The organism is Vibrio sp. 11986-1-5 (assembly GCF_963878025.1).
In the GTDB taxonomy this organism is placed as follows: Bacteria; Pseudomonadota; Gammaproteobacteria; order Enterobacterales; family Vibrionaceae; genus Vibrio; species Vibrio injensis.
Window position 1 is genome coordinate 496,886 of sequence record NZ_CAWNVW010000011.1, and the last position, 18,314, is coordinate 515,199.

The 18,314-nt window shown below is 44.0% G+C and carries 17 protein-coding genes; 11 read left to right on the forward strand and 6 right to left on the reverse strand.

Annotated features, from left to right (window positions below; translation table 11 throughout):
- Positions 1-60: 60 nt before the first annotated feature.
- The 5 genes from hisB to hisIE are packed head-to-tail and all read left to right on the forward strand — an operon-like array spanning position 61 to position 3,930.
- On the forward strand, positions 61-1,134 hold the full coding sequence (gene hisB, locus AACS00_RS05235) for a bifunctional histidinol-phosphatase/imidazoleglycerol-phosphate dehydratase HisB (protein ID WP_072669590.1): 1,074 nt from the start codon (positions 61-63) through the stop codon (positions 1,132-1,134).
- Positions 1,134-1,745 (forward strand): imidazole glycerol phosphate synthase subunit HisH, encoded by a 612-nt coding sequence (gene hisH, locus AACS00_RS05240; protein WP_110166708.1) that lies wholly within the window; start codon positions 1,134-1,136, stop codon positions 1,743-1,745. The genes hisB and hisH overlap by 1 nt, the downstream gene beginning before the upstream one ends.
- A 60-nt stretch (positions 1,746-1,805) precedes the next feature.
- On the forward strand, positions 1,806-2,543 hold the full coding sequence (gene hisA / locus AACS00_RS05245) for a 1-(5-phosphoribosyl)-5-[(5-phosphoribosylamino)methylideneamino]imidazole-4-carboxamide isomerase (protein ID WP_110166709.1): 738 nt from the start codon (positions 1,806-1,808) through the stop codon (positions 2,541-2,543).
- Positions 2,525-3,298: an imidazole glycerol phosphate synthase subunit HisF gene (gene hisF / locus AACS00_RS05250; protein WP_110166710.1), complete on the forward strand. Its 774-nt coding sequence runs from the start codon at positions 2,525-2,527 to the stop codon at positions 3,296-3,298. The genes hisA and hisF overlap by 19 nt, the downstream gene beginning before the upstream one ends.
- Entirely contained in the window at positions 3,295-3,930 is a 636-nt protein-coding gene (gene hisIE / locus AACS00_RS05255; protein WP_110166711.1) for a bifunctional phosphoribosyl-AMP cyclohydrolase/phosphoribosyl-ATP diphosphatase HisIE, read from the forward strand. The genes hisF and hisIE overlap by 4 nt, the downstream gene beginning before the upstream one ends.
- Positions 3,931-3,978: 48 nt before the next feature.
- Here hisIE and AACS00_RS05260 read toward each other — a convergent pair whose 3' ends face one another.
- Positions 3,979-4,662 (reverse strand): pseudouridine synthase, encoded by a 684-nt coding sequence (locus AACS00_RS05260; protein ID WP_219968397.1) that lies wholly within the window; start codon positions 4,660-4,662, stop codon positions 3,979-3,981.
- A 311-nt stretch (positions 4,663-4,973) separates the two neighbouring features.
- Here AACS00_RS05260 and AACS00_RS05265 point away from each other — a divergent pair, with 311 nt between their 5' ends.
- Positions 4,974-7,202, forward strand: a complete 2,229-nt coding sequence (locus tag AACS00_RS05265) for an NADP-dependent isocitrate dehydrogenase (RefSeq protein WP_110166713.1) — start codon at positions 4,974-4,976, stop codon at positions 7,200-7,202.
- A 53-nt stretch (positions 7,203-7,255) separates the two neighbouring features.
- Here the strand turns inward: AACS00_RS05265 and cspD are convergent, their stop codons facing one another.
- Positions 7,256-7,477 carry a cold shock domain-containing protein CspD gene (cspD, locus tag AACS00_RS05270; protein ID WP_004395077.1) on the reverse strand — a complete coding sequence of 74 codons (222 nt, stop codon included), beginning with the start codon at positions 7,475-7,477 and terminating at the stop codon, positions 7,256-7,258.
- A gap of 839 nt (positions 7,478-8,316) precedes the next feature.
- On the opposite strand from cspD, the gene clpS reads away from it, so the two are divergent.
- Entirely contained in the window at positions 8,317-8,637 is a 321-nt protein-coding gene (gene clpS, locus AACS00_RS05275; RefSeq protein ID WP_040904233.1) for an ATP-dependent Clp protease adapter ClpS, read from the forward strand.
- 39 nt (positions 8,638-8,676) lie between these two features.
- Positions 8,677-10,941, forward strand: coding sequence for an ATP-dependent Clp protease ATP-binding subunit ClpA (clpA, locus tag AACS00_RS05280; protein ID WP_072669583.1), 2,265 nt, complete (start codon positions 8,677-8,679; stop codon positions 10,939-10,941).
- A 168-nt stretch (positions 10,942-11,109) separates the two neighbouring features.
- Here the strand turns inward: clpA and infA are convergent, their stop codons facing one another.
- From infA to aat, 3 genes are all read right to left on the reverse strand, one after another.
- Positions 11,110-11,328 carry a translation initiation factor IF-1 gene (infA, locus tag AACS00_RS05285; protein WP_004395079.1) on the reverse strand — a complete coding sequence of 73 codons (219 nt, stop codon included), beginning with the start codon at positions 11,326-11,328 and terminating at the stop codon, positions 11,110-11,112.
- Between the two features lie 84 nt (positions 11,329-11,412).
- Positions 11,413-12,114, reverse strand: a complete 702-nt coding sequence (locus tag AACS00_RS05290; protein WP_110166714.1) for an arginyltransferase — start codon at positions 12,112-12,114, stop codon at positions 11,413-11,415.
- Entirely contained in the window at positions 12,111-12,845 is a 735-nt protein-coding gene (gene aat / locus AACS00_RS05295; protein ID WP_110166715.1) for a leucyl/phenylalanyl-tRNA--protein transferase, read from the reverse strand. The genes AACS00_RS05290 and aat overlap by 4 nt, the downstream gene beginning before the upstream one ends.
- A gap of 33 nt (positions 12,846-12,878) precedes the next feature.
- On the opposite strand from aat, the gene AACS00_RS05300 reads away from it, so the two are divergent.
- A complete protein-coding gene (locus AACS00_RS05300) occupies positions 12,879-13,334 on the forward strand; it encodes an outer membrane lipoprotein (RefSeq protein ID WP_110166716.1) in 456 nt (151 codons plus the stop codon).
- A 133-nt stretch (positions 13,335-13,467) separates the two neighbouring features.
- Positions 13,468-14,748, forward strand: coding sequence for a 3-phosphoshikimate 1-carboxyvinyltransferase (gene aroA, locus AACS00_RS05305; protein WP_110166717.1), 1,281 nt, complete (start codon positions 13,468-13,470; stop codon positions 14,746-14,748).
- Between the two features lie 63 nt (positions 14,749-14,811).
- Here the strand turns inward: aroA and AACS00_RS05310 are convergent, their stop codons facing one another.
- Positions 14,812-15,060 (reverse strand): YciN family protein, encoded by a 249-nt coding sequence (locus tag AACS00_RS05310; RefSeq protein ID WP_110166718.1) that lies wholly within the window; start codon positions 15,058-15,060, stop codon positions 14,812-14,814.
- Between the two features lie 417 nt (positions 15,061-15,477).
- Between AACS00_RS05310 and topA the strand changes: the two genes are divergently transcribed.
- Positions 15,478-18,108: a type I DNA topoisomerase gene (topA, locus tag AACS00_RS05315; protein ID WP_072669577.1), complete on the forward strand. Its 2,631-nt coding sequence runs from the start codon at positions 15,478-15,480 to the stop codon at positions 18,106-18,108.
- Positions 18,109-18,314 lie beyond the last annotated feature (206 nt).

Below are 18,314 nucleotides of genomic sequence, written 5' to 3' on the forward strand. Positions count from 1 at the left end.
GGCATTAACGGGCATCAAGCTTCAATGATCTTGAATGCAAAATAAGAAAAGGATATTCCTGTGAGCATACAACAAAAAATTCTCTTTATTGACCGCGATGGCACCTTAATTGTTGAGCCTCCGGTCGATTTTCAAGTGGATCGCTTAGATAAACTTAAGTTTGAGCCTGATGTGATACCAAGCCTATTGGCGCTTCAAGAGGCGGGTTATCGCTTGGTGATGGTTACCAATCAAGATGGTCTTGGCACCGACAGTTATCCGCAAGCAGATTTTGATGCGCCGCATACGATGATGATGGAGATTTTTCAATCCCAAGGCGTGACATTTGATGAGGTGCTGATTTGTCCGCATTTTGAACAAGATAATTGTGCCTGTCGGAAACCTAAATTGGGCTTGGTGAAGTCTTATTTGCAAAGTGGCCAGATCGATTTTAAACATTCAGCGGTGATTGGCGATCGAGTGACCGATCTGCAATTGGCAGAAAATATGGCGCTGCAAGGGATTCAATATCACCCACAAAATTGTAATTGGCGGCAGATAGTCAAGCAATTAACCGTCAAAGCGCGCACCGCTCAGGTAGTACGTAAAACCAAAGAAACTGACATCCAAGTGGCGGTTAATCTCGATGAAACAGGCGGCAATCAGATTGAAACTGGCTTAGGTTTTTTTGATCACATGCTGGATCAAATTGCTACCCACGGTGGGTTTCAACTCAAATTAACCGTTAAGGGCGATCTGCATATTGATGATCACCACACAGTCGAAGATACTGCTTTGGCATTAGGCCAAGCGTTAAGAGAAGCCTTAGGTGATAAGCGAGGCATTGGCCGTTTTGGTTTTAGCTTACCGATGGATGAATGTTTAGCACAATGCGCTTTAGATTTATCGGGTCGTCCTTATCTTAAATTTGACGCGCAATTTAGCCGTGAGCAAGTGGGGGATTTGTCCACGGAAATGGTCTACCACTTCTTCCGCTCTCTCACGGATACCTTAGCGTGCACTTTGCATTTATCTTCCAATGGTGACAACGATCATCACATTATTGAAAGCTTGTTTAAAGCCTTTGGTCGTACACTTCGCCAAGCGATTCAAGTGCAAGGTAATGAGTTACCAAGCAGCAAAGGAGTATTGTGATGAAGCCTAAGGTGGTCATTATTGATACGGGATGCGCCAATATCGCTTCAGTACGGTTTGCGATTCAACGGCTCGGTTACGATGTCACTTTATCGCACCGACCAGAGGTGATCCTTGCCGCGGATAAGCTGTTTCTACCTGGTGTGGGCACCGCGAGCGAAGCGATGCATAACCTCAAGCAGAGACAATTGGTGGAATTGATCCAGCGTCTTGAGCAACCGGTTCTCGGGATTTGCCTAGGGATGCAATTGATGGGCAGACGCTCACAAGAGCATGGCCAACAAGCGCAGCAGCCGGTGGATTGTCTTGGTTTAGTGAATGGCGATGTGCAGCGTATGCAAACTGAAGCTTTACCATTGCCTCATATGGGCTGGAATACTGTGACCGCTCAGCAAGGCAATCCGTTATTTGCGGGTATTGATCCTGATGAGTATTTCTATTTTGTGCACAGCTTTGCCATTCCAGTCGGTGATTACACCATTGCGCAATGTGATTACGGACAGCCGTTTAGCGCCGCCATTCAACAGGGTAATTATTACGGTGTGCAGTTTCACCCTGAGCGCTCGTCAAAAGTGGGTGCAAAACTGATTGATAATTTTTTGAAACTGTAAGTTTGAATGGTTAAGGATCGCGGCTTAGTCGATGGACTCAGCCAGCATTAAGGATAAGTGATGATTATTCCCGCATTAGATTTAATAGATGGTCAGGTGGTACGCCTCTACCAAGGCGATTACGGCCAAGTGACCGAATACAAAGTGGACCCCGCTGAGCAATTTAATTTATATCACCAAGCTGGTGCCAATTGGCTGCACTTGGTGGATTTAACCGGCGCAAAAGATACCTCAGCACGGCAGCTTGAGCTTATTAGTCAACTATTAGCAAGTACACCTGCCAAGATCCAAATTGGTGGAGGAGTACGCAGTGAGCAAGATGTAATTGATTTACTGGCGGCTGGAGCGCAGCGTGTGGTCATCGGCTCAACAGCGGTTAAGCAGCCGCAGTTGGTCAAACAGTGGATGGAAAAGTATGGTGCAGAGCAAATCGTCCTTGCTCTGGATATCAATATTGACCCAGAGGGCGTGCGCCGAGTGGCGGTGTCTGGCTGGCAAGAAGATTCTGGAGTGACGATTGAAGCACTATTAGACGATTATCTCACCGTTGGCTTGCAGCACGTATTGTGTACTGATATTGCCCGCGATGGCACCTTGAATGGCTCCAACGTCGAGTTGTATATCGATTTGTGTCAGCGCTATCCGCAGGTGCAGTTTCAATCTTCTGGGGGCATTGGCACCCTCGCTGATATTGCTGCACTTAAAGGCAGTGGTGTGGCGGGTGTGATTGTCGGTCGAGCGTTATTGGATGGTAAATTTACCGCTCAGGAGGCATTTTCATGTTGGCAAAGCGCATAATTCCTTGTTTAGATGTACGTGATGGGCAAGTCGTGAAAGGGGTCCAGTTTCGTAACCATGAGATTATTGGTGATATCGTGCCACTCGCTCAGCGTTACGCACAAGAAGGTGCCGATGAGTTAGTTTTTTATGATATCACCGCCTCCAGCGATGGACGGGTGGTGGATAAAAGCTGGGTCGCCAGAGTTGCTGAAGTTATCGACATCCCTTTTTGCGTCGCTGGCGGCATTAAAAGTGCGCAAGATGCCGCACGGATCTTAGAGTTTGGTGCTGATAAAGTTTCTATCAACTCACCGGCGTTAGCTGATCCTAACTTGATTACTCAATTAGCGGACAAATTTGGTGTGCAGTGTATTGTGGTCGGGATAGATTCTTATTTTGATCAGGCAACGGGACAATATCAGGTCTATCAATTTACCGGTGATGAAGCCCGCACCAAAGCCACGCAGTGGCAAACGCAAGATTGGGTGCAAGAAGTCCAACAACGCGGCGCGGGAGAGATCGTACTCAATATGATGAATCAAGATGGGGTACGTAATGGCTATGATTTGCAGCAGTTGCAAATGATCCGCGCGGTGTGCCAAGTGCCGCTGATTGCATCCGGAGGTGCTGGAACTATGGCGCATTTCGCCGATGCGTTTCAACTGGCGAATGTCGATGGTGCACTGGCAGCATCAGTATTTCATAAACAAATCATTAATATTGGCGAGTTGAAACAATATTTACGTCAACAACAGATAGAGGTAAGACGATGAGCCAAACTGAACAAATCGAGCCAGCGCTGGTTGAGCGTATTGATTGGCAAAAGGTTGATGGTCTGATTCCCGCCATTGTGCAAGATTTTGACTCTAGCCAAGTGTTGATGATGGGTTACATGAATCCAGAAGCCCTTGAAGTGACATTAGCCACTAAGCAAGTGACTTTTTATTCGCGTTCCAAACAGCGCTTATGGACCAAAGGGGAAACCTCAGGCCATGTTTTACAGCTAAGAAATTTGGCCCTCGATTGCGATCAAGATACTCTGTTAGTCAAGGTCAATCCGATTGGCCCCACTTGTCATACTGGCACCACGACTTGCTGGGACGGAGATAGCCAAGAAGAATCACAACTGGTTTGGCTTCATCAACTTGAACAATTGTTGGCCGCTCGTAAATCTGCCTCTCCTGAGTCATCCTACACCGCTAGCCTTTACGCGAGCGGCACTAAGCGCATTGCACAGAAGGTCGGTGAAGAAGGGGTTGAAGTCGCGCTGGCGGCGGCGACGGGTGATAAGGCGGAGCTGATCAGTGAATCGGCGGATCTTATTTATCATCTGTTAGTGTTATTACAAGATCAAGGTTTAGCTTTGAGTGATGTGATTGATAAATTAAAGCAGCGCCATCAGTAATTGTACTTAGGCCATGCCTCTTTGATGGACGCATGGCCTACGTATTATTTATAGCTGAATTTCACGCCACTCACCGGGTTGAAGTGTTTCTAGACGAGTGTTACCAATTGAATAACGAATCAGGCGTAGAGTGGGAAAGCCGATGTGGGCAGTCATACGCCGCACTTGCCGATTGCGGCCCTCAATAATAGTAATTGCTAACCACGTCGTGGGGATTGCCGCCCGAAAGCGCACGGGTGGGTTGCGTTCCCATACTTGTGGTGGTTCGATAATCTCAACTTGAGCCGGTAACGTCGGGCCATCTTTAAGCGTTACACCGCGGCGCAACTGCGCTAAATCGGCTTCTTGTGGTTGTCCTTCAACTTGCACCCAATAGGTTTTTGGCGCTTTAGCTTTAGGCTGAGTCAGTTTTGCTTGTAATACGCCATCATTGGTTAAGATCATTAAGCCTTCGCTATCACGATCGAGCCGTCCAGCGGCATAAATGTCTTTTATCGTAATAAAATCAGCCAAAGTCTGTCGGCCTTGACCATCAGTAAACTGGCTTAAGGTATCGTAAGGTTTATTAAAGGCGATGACTTTTCGTTCGTCAGGAGCTCGTGGCACGGAAGTGATTTTCTTTCGCTTGAAGCTGGTTTTTTCAGCCCGTTTAGGGCGTTCGGCGCGTTTGAATTGCGCAGGTGCGCCGGTCGTTGAAGAGTTGGAAAGCGTACGACGTGAGCGGGATGACATGTTAAGCACCTTGCAAATATGTAAATGAGTTGTGTTTGAATGTTTTATCTGACGCAGAAATAGGCTATGCTTTTCGCGCCTGAAAACAAGATTGAACGACGGAATGATAGACTATTATCTTGTTTTTGTTTAATTATAGCCAATAGAGAATTTCTCACCGTGAGACTCAACCAGCACATCCATCGTGAGAGTTAACCTTATAATAGTGAGACAAACGTGGCCAAGTTTTGAGGATGTAAGACTAGCTTGTTCACGGACATTCACATCGTACTATCTCATCCCATAGTGCGGTTAGAACAAAGGGAAAGTTCATGCCTACAGAAAAACCAACCATCATCTATACCATCACTGATGAAGCGCCAGCATTAGCAACTTATTCATTGTTGCCAATTATTCAATCATTTACGGCATCATCAGGGATCAGTGTTGAGACCAGAGATATTTCGTTAGCCGGGCGTATTCTTGCCAGCTTCCCTGAACACTTAAAAGAAAATCAACGAGTCAGTGATGCTTTAGCTGAATTAGGTCAGTTAGCGCAAACTCCTGAAGCGAATATTATTAAGCTACCGAACATTTCAGCGTCGATTCCGCAATTGAAAGCCGCGATTAAAGAATTGCAGGATAAAGGCTATCACCTTCCTGATTATCCGGCTGAGCCGAGCACCTATGAAGAAGAAGCGATAAAAGCGACTTACGATAAAATTAAAGGCAGTGCGGTGAATCCAGTGTTGCGCGAAGGTAACTCGGATCGCCGTGCACCGACTTCAGTGAAAAATTACGCGAAGAAGAACCCGCACTCAATGGGCGCTTGGTCGAAAGATTCACGCTCTCATGTGGCAAGTATGGATGATAAAGATTTCTTTGGTAGTGAAACATCGTTAACGATTCATGGTGATACTCAGGTTTCGATTGAGTTTGTTGCTCATGATGGTACTCGTAAAACCTTGAAGAAGCCGTTCGCTTTACTCGATAAAGAAATCATCGATACCAGTGTGATGAATAAAAAAGCGTTAGTGGCGTTTTACGAAAAAGAGATCGCGCAAGCTAAGCAGCAAGATGTCTTACTGTCTTTACACCTTAAAGCGACAATGATGAAAGTCTCAGACCCTGTCATTTTTGGTTATGCAGTAAAAGCGTATTACAAAGAGGTCTTTAACAAATACGGTGAGCTGTTTGAGCAGTTAGGTGTGGATGTCAATAATGGTTTAGGCGATGTTTACGCAAAAATTCAGACCTTACCTCAAGCACAACGCGAAGAGATTGAATCTGCCATTCAGGCGGTATATGCAACTCAACCACCGTTAGCGATGGTTGATTCGGATCGTGGAATCACCAATTTACATGTGCCAAGCGATATCATTGTCGATGCTTCCATGCCAGCGATGATCCGTTCATCTGGCCAAATGTGGGGCCCGGATGGCAAACAAAAAGACACTAAAGCTTTAATTCCAGATCGTTGCTATTCAGGAGTTTATCAAGCAGTGATCGATTTTTGTCGTGATAATGGCGCTTTTGATCCAACCACCATGGGTAGTGTTCCCAACGTTGGTTTAATGGCACAAAAAGCCGAAGAATATGGTTCACACGACAAAACCTTTATCCTTGATGCTGATGGCGTTGTGCAAGTCATTGATCAATCAGGCCAAGTCTTGCTTGAGCAGGTTGTCGAAGCGGGGGATATCTTCCGTATGTGCCAAGTGAAAGATGCGCCAATTCAAGATTGGGTCAAACTAGCAGTAAATCGCGCTCGAGCAACCGGGGTTCCTGCTGTATTTTGGCTCGATGATGCTCGTGCCCATGATCTTGAGCTGATTAAAAAGGTGAAGCAATACTTACCGGATCATGATACCAATGGCCTAGAAATCAAAATCATGTCGCCGGTACAAGCCACACTCTATACTTTAGCGCGAATGAAAGAGGGTAAAGATACTATCTCTGTAACCGGTAACGTATTGCGTGATTATCTGACCGATCTCTTCCCGATTCTTGAATTAGGAACCTCAGCAAAAATGCTGTCTATTGTTCCGCTGATGAATGGTGGTGGTCTGTTTGAGACGGGAGCGGGTGGCTCTGCGCCAAAACATGTGCAGCAAGTACAGAAAGAGAATCATCTACGTTGGGATTCATTAGGTGAGTTTCTTGCTCTTGCTGCCTCATTGGAACACCTGAGTGTGGTGACGGGGAACTCGAAAGCGCAAGTCTTGGCTGATACCTTGGATGTGGCGACAGGTCGGTTTTTAGACAATAACAAATCGCCGTCGCGTAAAGTTGGGGAGTTAGATAACCGTGGCAGTCATTATTATCTTGCGACTTACTGGGCGCAAGCGCTAGCTGAGCAAAAGCAAGACCGTGATCTGGCCGCGGAGTTTACCCCTATTGCTGAGCAATTGAAGGCGCAAGAGCAGCAGATTATTCAAGAACTTAATCAAGCTCAAGGTGTTCCTGGTGATTTAGGTGGCTATTACGCTCCTGACTTTACTAAGGCATCTATCTTGATGCGTCCAAGTGCAACATTAAATAAGATCATTGATCGCGTTTAAAGAACAAAACCCGCCGAAAGGCGGGTTAGTTTTAGACACAAGATGGCAGCGAATTATTTACTTGGTTGGCCTTCAATCGGTACCACATTACTTGCATGATAGCCTTTAGGGCCCTGTTCCACTTCATAAGCAACCTGTTGACCCGCTTTTAATGTGCGATAGCCATCCATTTTGATCGTTGAATAATGAGCAAAAATGTCTTCATTTCCGCCTTCCGGACAAATAAAACCAAATCCTTTAGCGTTGTTGAACCATTTTACTGTACCTGTAGCCATGCTATACATCCCTCATGCATTGTATTACTGATGTTGTTAACACTTACCTTATTTATGGGTAATGTCCCATCGTCTAGGTATCAATTTTCGCTTTTTATTCCATCAGCGAAACTCTTATTGAGTGAATAACCATTTAGCCGCTGCCAAATTTTTAGTCACTAATTGACCAATGTAGCCAATGATTGAGTACAGTCAATAGTAAAAAGAGATAAAAATCGTCACTTTTATAGGTAAATCACTTAACTAGCCTGCTATTAAATGCATCTTTATCAAATACATCTCGCATCGTGATATGGATACCGAATGAGCTGTGCTGAGCGTAGGATGGCGACTGGCTTATTGATTAATTTGTTGTTTATCGGTTTCCTTTAAACGGAGTTGATCTACTGAACGCTTTATTAACGTAACAATGGATGACCAAGTCTGCTTATTGGCTGAGTTAGATGAAGATCAATGGAGTCGTGAAAGGTTGAACGGTGGATATTCTCAATGAGCCGATTATTGATTGAAGCGATAGTGGTGCTCCTCGTATCACTTACCCATAGCCTTAATAAGGCTCAAGCGGTTGGGCTACGTAGTGTGGAGAAATGCAATTTAATTTGCAAATAGCAATGCATAATGTGACATCTGGTGCATAGTGATGGGTGAATTTTACACATTTAGACCCCATGAATAACTGGAAAAGTGATGTTTTATTTGCAGCGATACCATTGCTAGATTAGTCTCTAAGTAAGGGTTGTTTTTCACCTGAGCAAGCCACCAGTAAAGCCTATTTACTGTGCTGATGAAAAGGGTAACAATGAGTAATACAACGAGAAACGCTCCGAAATACGACGGTTATGAGTAGAAATTTTGAATGGGTTACTCCAGGCTCTGACTTACTGGAGAAAGAGAAAACCGCGGTTAAACCCCCGGCGATGTATCATGTGGTACTCAATAACGATGATTATACTCCGATGGACTTTGTCATCGAAATACTTGCTCGGTTCTTTTCAATGGATATGGAACGAGCGACGCAGGTTATGTTGAGAGTTCATTATGAAGGAAAAGCCATTTGTGGCACGTATACTGCAGAGGTAGCAGAGACGAAGGTGGCACAAGTCGCGACATACTCAAGAGAAAATGAGCATCCCCTCTTGTGTACCATGGAGCAAGCTTAGACTTGCAACAACAATCTGGTTGTTCCTCAAGGAGGCCTTATGCTTAACAAAGAACTAGAATCGAGTCTCAATGGCGCGTTCGCTCGAGCGCGAGATAAAAGACATGAATTTATGACCGTCGAGCACCTCCTACTTGCATTATTAGAAAATGATGCAGCGAAGGACGCACTCGTCGCTTGTCAAGCCGATATCGATAACTTACGTCGCGAGCTTGATCAATTTATTGATCAAACCACGCCTTTAATTCCTAACCACGATGAAACACGCGAAACTCAGCCTACATTGAGTTTTCAACGCGTACTACAACGTGCTGTTTTCCATGTTCAATCTTCTGGCCGAAGTGAAGTCACGGGTGCTAACGTACTGGTTGCCATTTTCAGTGAGCAAGAATCCCATGCGGCGTATTTATTGAAAAAAAATGATATCAGTCGTCTCGACATTGTGAATTACATTTCTCATGGCATCACGAAAACGTCTGGTGCGGAAGATTCGGCAGGAGACTCCTTTGGGAGCAGTAGCCCTGAAGAGTCTAATTCTGATGAGCGTTTAGAGAGCTTTGCTTGCAATCTAAACCAACTGGCTAAACAAGGCCAAATTGATCCTTTAATCGGCCGAGATAAAGAGCTTGAGCGTACTATTCAAGTATTATGTCGTCGTCGCAAAAATAACCCTTTATTAGTGGGTGAGGCTGGCGTAGGTAAAACTGCGATTGCTGAAGGTTTAGCGTGGAGGATTGTTGAAGGTCAAGTGCCTGAAGTCATCCAAAATAGCGTTATTTACTCGTTGGATATTGGTTCGTTATTAGCTGGAACCAAATACCGTGGCGATTTTGAAAAACGTTTTAAAACGATTCTAAAACAGTTAGAAAAAGAAAAAGATGCAATTTTGTTTATCGATGAAATTCATACCATCATCGGTGCTGGAGCGGCTTCTGGTGGACAAGTTGATGCAGCCAATTTAATCAAACCTTTGCTGAGTAGCGGTAAGCTACGCTGTATTGGCTCAACGACTTATCAGGAATACAATACGATATTCGAAAAAGAGCGTGCGTTATCTCGTCGTTTCCAAAAAATTGATGTTGTCGAACCGTCTATTGATGACACAACAAAAATTTTGATGGGTCTAAAACCGAAATATGAAGCTCACCACGATGTTCGCTATACCAATAAAGCTTTACGCGCGGCGGTGGAGCTGTCGGCTAAATACATTAACGAGCGTCACTTACCAGATAAAGCGATTGACGTCATTGATGAAGCTGGGGCGAGAGTTCGCTTGATGCCTGCAAACCGACGCAGAAAAACGGTCGGTGTGGCAGAAATTGAAGCCATGGTTGCTAAAATGGCTCGTATACCAGAGAAGTCAGTTTCTTCTTCAGACAAGGATATTTTGAAAAATCTGGATAAGAAAATGAAGATGCTGGTGTTTGGTCAAGACAAAGCTATCGAAGTGTTGAGCGAGTCGATTAAGCTCACTCGTGCAGGATTGGGTGCGGAAAACCGCCCTGTTGGCTCCTTCTTATTTGCAGGACCAACAGGGGTCGGTAAAACGGAAGTCACTGTTCAGCTATCTAAGTTGCTTGGTATCGAGTTACTGCGCTTTGATATGTCGGAATATGGTGAGCGTCACTCGGTGAGTCGTTTAATTGGTGCGCCTCCGGGTTATGTCGGTTATGACCAAGGTGGATTATTAACCGATGCGGTGATTAAACATCCTCATGCGGTTGTTCTTTTGGATGAGATAGAAAAAGCGCACCCCGATGTATTTAACCTATTATTGCAAGTGATGGATAATGGGACGTTAACGGATAATAATGGCCGTAAAGCCGATTTTCGTAACGTTATCTTGGTCATGACGACCAACGCAGGGGTTGCGGAAACAGTTAAAAAATCAATTGGTATGATTCAGCAGGATCACAGCCATGACGCGATGGCGGAGATCAAAAAAGTCTTTACGCCAGAGTTTCGTAACCGTTTGGATCATGTAATTTGGTTCAATAGTCTTGATGAACGAGTGATTCACCAAGTCGTTGATAAATTTATTGTTGAACTACAAGTGCAGCTTGATGCTCGTGGTGTATCTCTTGAAGTGTCTGAAGATGCGCGCCACTGGTTAGCCGTGAAAGGTTATGACCGTGATATGGGAGCTCGCCCGATGGGCCGAGTGATTCAAGATCAGTTGAAAAAACCATTAGCGAATGAATTACTGTTTGGCTCATTAGTCGAAGGTGGTACGGTTAAAGTGGATTTAGCGGATGACCATTTGACCTTTGAGTACATGAGTTCACGTGAAAAGGTTGCTCATTAAGACCAACGATTTAATGAGTGAACTTAACAGCGAATAAAATTAAGTTAATAAAAAAGCGCACAGGGTATCGTGCGCTTTTTGTTATCCGTGATATCGCCTTATCATTCACTCTTAGGCAACAAAAACGGAGCGTAGAGCTCCGTTTTTGTTGCATTCGAAAATCAGTGATTAACGAGCACGGAAGACGATGCGACCTTTAGAAAGATCGTAAGGTGTCATCTCGACAGTAACTTTGTCACCAGTAAGAATGCGGATATAGTTTTTACGCATTTTACCAGAGATGTGAGCTGTCACTGTGTGACCATTTTCTAGCTCAACACGGAACATTGTATTTGGAAGAGTATCAAGGACAGTGCCTTGCATCTCAATTACGTCTTCTTTAGCCATTTAATCCTCTTTAGAAATTTGGCGAAAAATAATCAACGGCGTATTTTGCCGTTAAAAAATCAATATGTAAACTTGGGGCGTATTCTACCCTTGCCAACGCTGTTTGACTAGCTTTTGATGTGCTCTGAAGCGTACTTTGTAGTTCATCGCTGGGCATTCATCAATTTGATATCCTAAATAAAGCCACTGTTTATTCATGATTTTGGTGAGCTCAAGTTGACTAAGAACTGCTAATGTTCCTAAGGACAGTGAACTATCGGGATCAAAGAAGGTATAAAACGCACTTGCGCTATTCGGGAGAATGTCGGTGATGGCGACGGCGACTAATCGATCATCTAAATAGAGATGTAAGTATTGTGTATCTAACCAGTTAGAACTCGCAAACTTAGAAAATTCATCACGGCGAGGAGGGTACATAGTACCGCTGTTATGACGCGCTTCGATGTAATGAGAATAGAGCGAAAACCAATCGTCATCCATTTCTGGTTTTAATTGCCATTGATAACGAGCTTGTACTTGTTTTAGCAGGCGTTTTTGACTTCTCGATGGTGTGAATTCATTCACTGACACTCGTAGAGCTTGGCAAGCTTGGCAATGATCGCAATGAGGTTTATAGATAATATCGCCACTACGTCGAAAGCCATTGGCTAGCAGTAGTTCATAGTTATCTGGACTCTGCATGTGAGGATCCATTGCAACAGCGACTCGCTCCATCCGGTCGGCTAAATAACTGCAAGGGTGATTACTGGTTAAACCAATGCGAATTTGCTGTAAATCAGAACTCATAGCGACTCCTTCGATGAGCCGTTAACGGTAAGAGATAACCATTGAGGTTGAAAGCAGTTATCTGTTACCTGACCTTGTTTTAAGGATAGCAATGAATCTAAAAATTGGTCACGCGGTAATTCAACAGCACCTAATGAGCGAAGATGTGGATTCATCACTTGGCAATCGATTAATTGTCCGCCATGAGTGGCAAAATGAGCACAGAAATACCAAAACCCGATTTTGGATGCGTTATCGGCTAAACTAAACATCGATTCTCCACAAAAGAGCTGGCCAACTTGAATACCATAAAGGCCACCGATTAAGGTATCATCACGCCACACTTCAACGGAATGGCAAATACCTTGCTTGGCAAGTTGTTGATAGGATGAACGCATATCGGCATTTAACCAAGTTTGATCAGCAGGACGTACCGCAGCACATAATTCAATCACGCGTGCGGTATCATGGTTTACACTCACTCGATATGTGTGTTTGCGCTGAAATTTTTGCACACTTTTTGCTGGTTTAAAGGTCTTAGGAAAAAACACGGCACGCGGGGACGGACTCCACCAAAGGATCGGTTCACCAGGACCATACCACGGGAAGATACCGTTGTGGTAAGCTGAAATAAGACGGTCGGGATGCAAATCCCCACCAAAAGCCAATAGACCATTGGGCTCATCTGAGGCAAATAAAGGCGAGGGGAAAGAGAAATTATCGCTCGCTAATTCAGTGAGATAGAGTGCCATTATTTAACCAACTTATCCTAATAGGAGTACAAAATGACAAAGTGGATATGGATCTTATTGATTTTTCCTTTGTTTGCCAATGCTGCGTATCAGCGTAATCAAGCGAGGCCCGTGAATGAGGTTGTCTTTGGACAGGTAGAAACGGTCCGTTACATTACTCAACAAGAGATCATTCACTCTAAATCGAAGGGCTGGGAGACGTTACTTGGCGCAGTCGTGGGCGGACTTGTCGGTCATCAGTTTGGTGATGGTCGGGGTAAGCAAGTCGCCACCGCGGTTGGCGCAGCAGCCGGTGCGGGGGTTGCTCACCATCATGGAAATAAAACTCATCTTATTGAGTATAAATTGGTTGAGCTATTGATTAAAACGAATGACGGTCAATTGATTGATGTAATTCAAGATCTCGATAACCAAATGATCTTTAACCGAGGCGATCTAGTCAGAATCTTATACTTCTCGGATGGGGTGAGAGTGGATAAAGAAAGGTAAGCAAGATTTTTTGTCTTCAGTAATGGATAAAGACTAGCGAGGATAAGGGATTTTGGTTAGTCTGCCATTACCAAGAATTTTACTGCCTTCAATATTCACGGCTATGATGACAGTGCAAGGAAATACACGTTTAATGGAAAGTCTTACCTTACAGCCTATTGCTAATATTAATGGTGAAGTTAATTTGCCAGGTTCAAAAAGTGTCTCGAATCGAGCGCTTCTTTTGGCAGCATTAGCCACCGGAACGACACGCTTAACCAATTTACTCGATAGTGATGATATCCGCCATATGCTTAAGGCATTGAGCCAATTGGGCGTTAAGTATCGGCTCTCCGCGGATAAAACACAATGTGAAGTGGAGGGTTTAGGGCACCCCTTTGTTATCGAAGGTTTACAAGAACTCTTTCTCGGTAATGCTGGAACGGCAATGCGTCCATTAGCTGCGGCATTATGTTTGGGGCGCGGTGAGTGTATTCTCACTGGCGAACCACGAATGAAAGAGCGACCAATTGGTCATTTGGTGGACGCTTTGCGTCAAGCTGGGGCAAACATAGAATATTTGGAAAGTGAGCATTATCCTCCGTTGCGCATTCAAGGCACAGGACTAAAAGCAAGCCATGTTTCGATTGACGGTTCTATTTCAAGCCAATTTTTAACGGCCTTCTTAATGTCTGCACCATTAGCGGAAGGCACGATGACCATTGATATTGTAGGCGAGTTAGTTTCAAAGCCTTATATCGATATCACGCTACATCTGATGGAACAATTTGGTGTTCAGGTCATCAATCATGACTATCAACAATTTGTGATTCCTGCTGGCCAATCTTATGTTTCTCCCGGTGATTTTCTGGTTGAAGGCGACGCGTCTTCTGCTTCCTATTTTCTTGCTGCTGCCGCGATAAAAGGCGGTCAAGTTAAAGTGACGGGCATTGGTAAAAATAGTATTCAAGGTGATGTCCAGTTTGCTTATGCATTAGAGAAAATGGGCGCGCAAATTGAATGGGGAGACGATTATGTGATTGCTCGTCGAGGAGAGTTAACCGCGGTCGATTTAGACTTTAATGCCATCCCAGATGCTGCGATGACAATTGCGACAACGGCTCTGTTTGCTAAAGGCTCAACGGCAATTCGCAATGTTTATAATTGGCGAGTGAAAGAGACCGATCGGTTAACGGCGATGGCGACAGAATTGCGTAAAGTTGGTGCTTTGGTCGAAGAAGGTGAGGACTACATTATCATCACTCCTCCAAGCCATCTACAACATGCGACGATTGATACTTACGACGATCACCGTATGGCGATGTGTTTTTCTTTAGTTGCCCTTGGTGAGACGCCAGTGACGATTAATGATCCTAAATGTACATCAAAAACCTTCCCAGATTATTTTGAGAAGTTTGCTCAATTATCCCACTGAGTGATTTAGAGCATAAATTTTTAGTACTAATAAGAAGTAAAAGCCTCAATATAGAGGCTTTTATTATTTTTTAAGGGTAAATTGTTTCGAAAGATGGTGAGCTAAATATTTAAACATATTAAAAACAGCGGTTGTTTTCTCACTAGGTAGACCTTGAGGATCAAGAAAATAATCCCCTTTAAATACTAATACACCGTCTTTTTCCTCGACGCTAGTTGTGCGCATTCCCTCTATATAGCTGTCGTGTTCTTGAATTAATTGATTGGCTATAAGTAATAAATCGAATTCACTGATGAGTTGTTTGTTCTGCATATTTTTCTCTTTATTTTAGATTGTTCTTTGATTTACTTGCTCTCGGTATTACGTTTCTCTATGCTGCCACCCAGCAGATACCCGTTTTTCAGCAATCGGTGACGTGATTGTAGAATTGTGCCACGTAAAAACCATGATCAGAAACAGGAAATGGATAAAAATCACTTTTACCTAATTTTGTGATTTACAACATACTTTCTAGATTAGCGGTCGCACCTAAAACAGGCACTCTTTACTATCATGCTAATTTTGTCTTGCGGATGCGGTTTCGTCGATTTGTCGAGCAAACAAGCGTTTTTTTTCAAAAACAGGTTGATCTTCTGCTTAACTGGCTCGATAGTAAAAAAAGAAGCAATATTTTTAGAACATCATGCGATTTATTACTCGCAGTATGATTAAGGGCATTTGAATCAAATTATGGGTAAATCACTCGTTATAGTGGAATCGCCAGCCAAGGCTAAAACAATCAATAAATACCTTGGTAAAGACTTCATTGTTAAGTCTAGTGTCGGTCATGTCCGCGATCTGCCTACCGCAGGTCAAACAACTACTACGGCTAAAAAAGCCACACCAGCGGTCAATAAAGCACTTTCGTTGGAAGAAAAAGAGCGTTTAAAAAAAGAAAAAGAACGGACCGCTCTGATTAAGAAAATGGGAGTTAACCCTTTTCAAGGTTGGGAAGCGAATTATCAAATCCTTCCAGGCAAAGAAAAAGTGGTCGCTGAGTTACAAAAATTAGCCAAAGACGCAGATTATGTTTATCTCGCAACCGATTTGGACCGCGAAGGAGAAGCTATCGCTTGGCACCTACGTGAGATCATCGGTGGCGATGAAGAGCGTTATAAACGTGTTGTGTTTAACGAAATCACTAAAAATGCGATTCAACAAGCTTTCGAACAACCTGGCGAACTGAACATGGATGGCGTGAATGCACAGCAGGCACGTCGTTTTATGGATCGCGTTGTGGGCTTTATGGTCTCGCCGTTGTTATGGAAAAAAGTGGCTCGTGGTCTTTCTGCTGGTCGTGTGCAGTCGGTAGCGGTGAAACTCCTCGTTGAGCGTGAGCGTGAGATCAAAGCGTTTATTCCTGAAGAGTTTTGGGATATTCATGCGGACACGAAAACCAGCATGCAAGATGATTTTCGCTTGATGGTAGCTCAAAAAGCAGGCTCTGCTTTTAAGCCAAGCAATGAAGCTGAAACACAAGCTGCTCTATCCGTATTGCAAAAAGCACGCTTTGAAGTTTGTAAACGTGAAGATAAACCCACGACAAGTAAGCCGAGTGCACCATTTATTACTTCCACGCTTCAGCAAGCGGCCAGTACCCGCTTAGGCTATGGCGTGAAGAAAACCATGATGCTAGCGCAGCGCTTGTACGAGGCAGGTTACATTACTTACATGCGTACAGATTCTACCAACTTGAGCACCGAAGCGGTGGAATCAGCGCGTCAGTTTATCGAGCAGCAATTTGGCCCACAGTATCTGCCACAGCAAGCGATTGTCTATGGCAGCAAGAAAGGGGCTCAAGAAGCGCACGAAGCGATCCGTCCTTCTGACGTTAATGTCAAAGCCGATGATTTACAAGGTATGGAAGCAGACGCACATAAAATTTATGCCTTGATTTGGAATCAATTTGTCGCATGTCAAATGACGCCAGCTCAATACGATTCAACGACAGTAAGTGTTAAAGCCGATGAATATACGTTGAAAGCGAAAGGACGGATTTTAAAATTTGATGGCTGGACTCGTGTGCAGCGTCCACTCGGTAAAAATGAGGATCAAATTTTACCTGCGGTGCAAGTTGGCGAAGTTCTTACCCTTGAGAAGCTGGATCCTAAGCAGCATTTCACTAAGCCGCCAGCACGATTTACGGAAGCGGCATTGGTTAAAGAATTAGAAAAACGTGGCATTGGTCGTCCATCAACGTACGCATCGATCATTTCCACTATTCAAGATCGTGGTTACGTAAAAGTTGATCAGCGCCGTTTTTATGCTGAAAAAATGGGCGAAATCGTCACCGACCGCCTTGATGGTAGTTTTACCGATTTAATGAACTATGATTTCACCGCTCGGATGGAAGAAAAACTTGACCAAATTGCAGAGGGAGAAGCGAATTGGAAACAAGTATTGGATGCCTTCTTCGTCGATTTTAGCGGTGATTTAGAGCAAGCCGAGCAGGACGAAGATCACGGCGGTATGAAGCCTAATCATATTGTAATGACCAACATTATGTGTCCAACCTGTTCTCGTCCTATGGGGATTAGAACGGCTTCAACAGGGGTTTTTCTCGGTTGTTCAGGCTATGCATTGCCTCCGAAAGAACGTTGTAAAACGACGATTAACTTGGGCGATGAAGATGGCATTATCAATGTTCTTGAGGAAGATGTCGAAACCGCAGCATTACGAGCGAAAAAACGTTGTCCGATTTGTGAAACGGCGATGGACGCTTATCTGATTGATGGTCAACGTAAGCTGCATGTTTGCGGTAATAACCCAAACTGCGAAGGTTATGTTGTTGAAACCGGTGAGTTTAAAGTTAAAGGTTACGATGGCCCTGTTGTTGAATGTGATAAATGTTCATCAGATATGGTGCTAAAAACTGGGCGCTTCGGTAAGTACATGGACTGCACCAATGACAATTGTAAGAACACTCGGAAGATATTGAGAAACGGTGAAGTTGCTCCGCCGAAAGAAGATCCGGTTCATTTCCCTGAACTGCCGTGTGAAAACTCAGATGCCTATTTTGTGCTACGTGACGGTGCTTCTGGACTATTTTTAGCCGCCAGCAATTTTCCTAAATCTCGTGAAACCCGAGCACCTCTTGTTGAAGAGTTACAGCGTTTTAAACAACGTCTACCTGAAAAGTACCAATATCTAGCGAAGGCGCCCACTCATGATCCTGATGGGCTTGCAGCGGTGGTACGATTCAGTCGTAAGAGCAAAGAGCATTACGTACGGACGGAAATAAATGGTAAACCTTCTGGTTGGACGGCAATCTATGACGATGGTGATTGGCAAGTGACGGACAAACGTAAGTCAGCCAAATAAGAGAAATTTCTCTTGATTAGTCGACACATAGAGGCAGCCATAGGCTGCCTCTATGTTTTTAGAAAGAGTTATCTTTAATGGGTAATTCATGTGTATTTTCAAGAAAAATTTTCATCTAATCTCCATCGTATTTTCCTTGTCATCAATAAATAGTCGTTATTTTTGTTACCAAAAATGAAACATAAAAATGCAATTTCATAACGTTA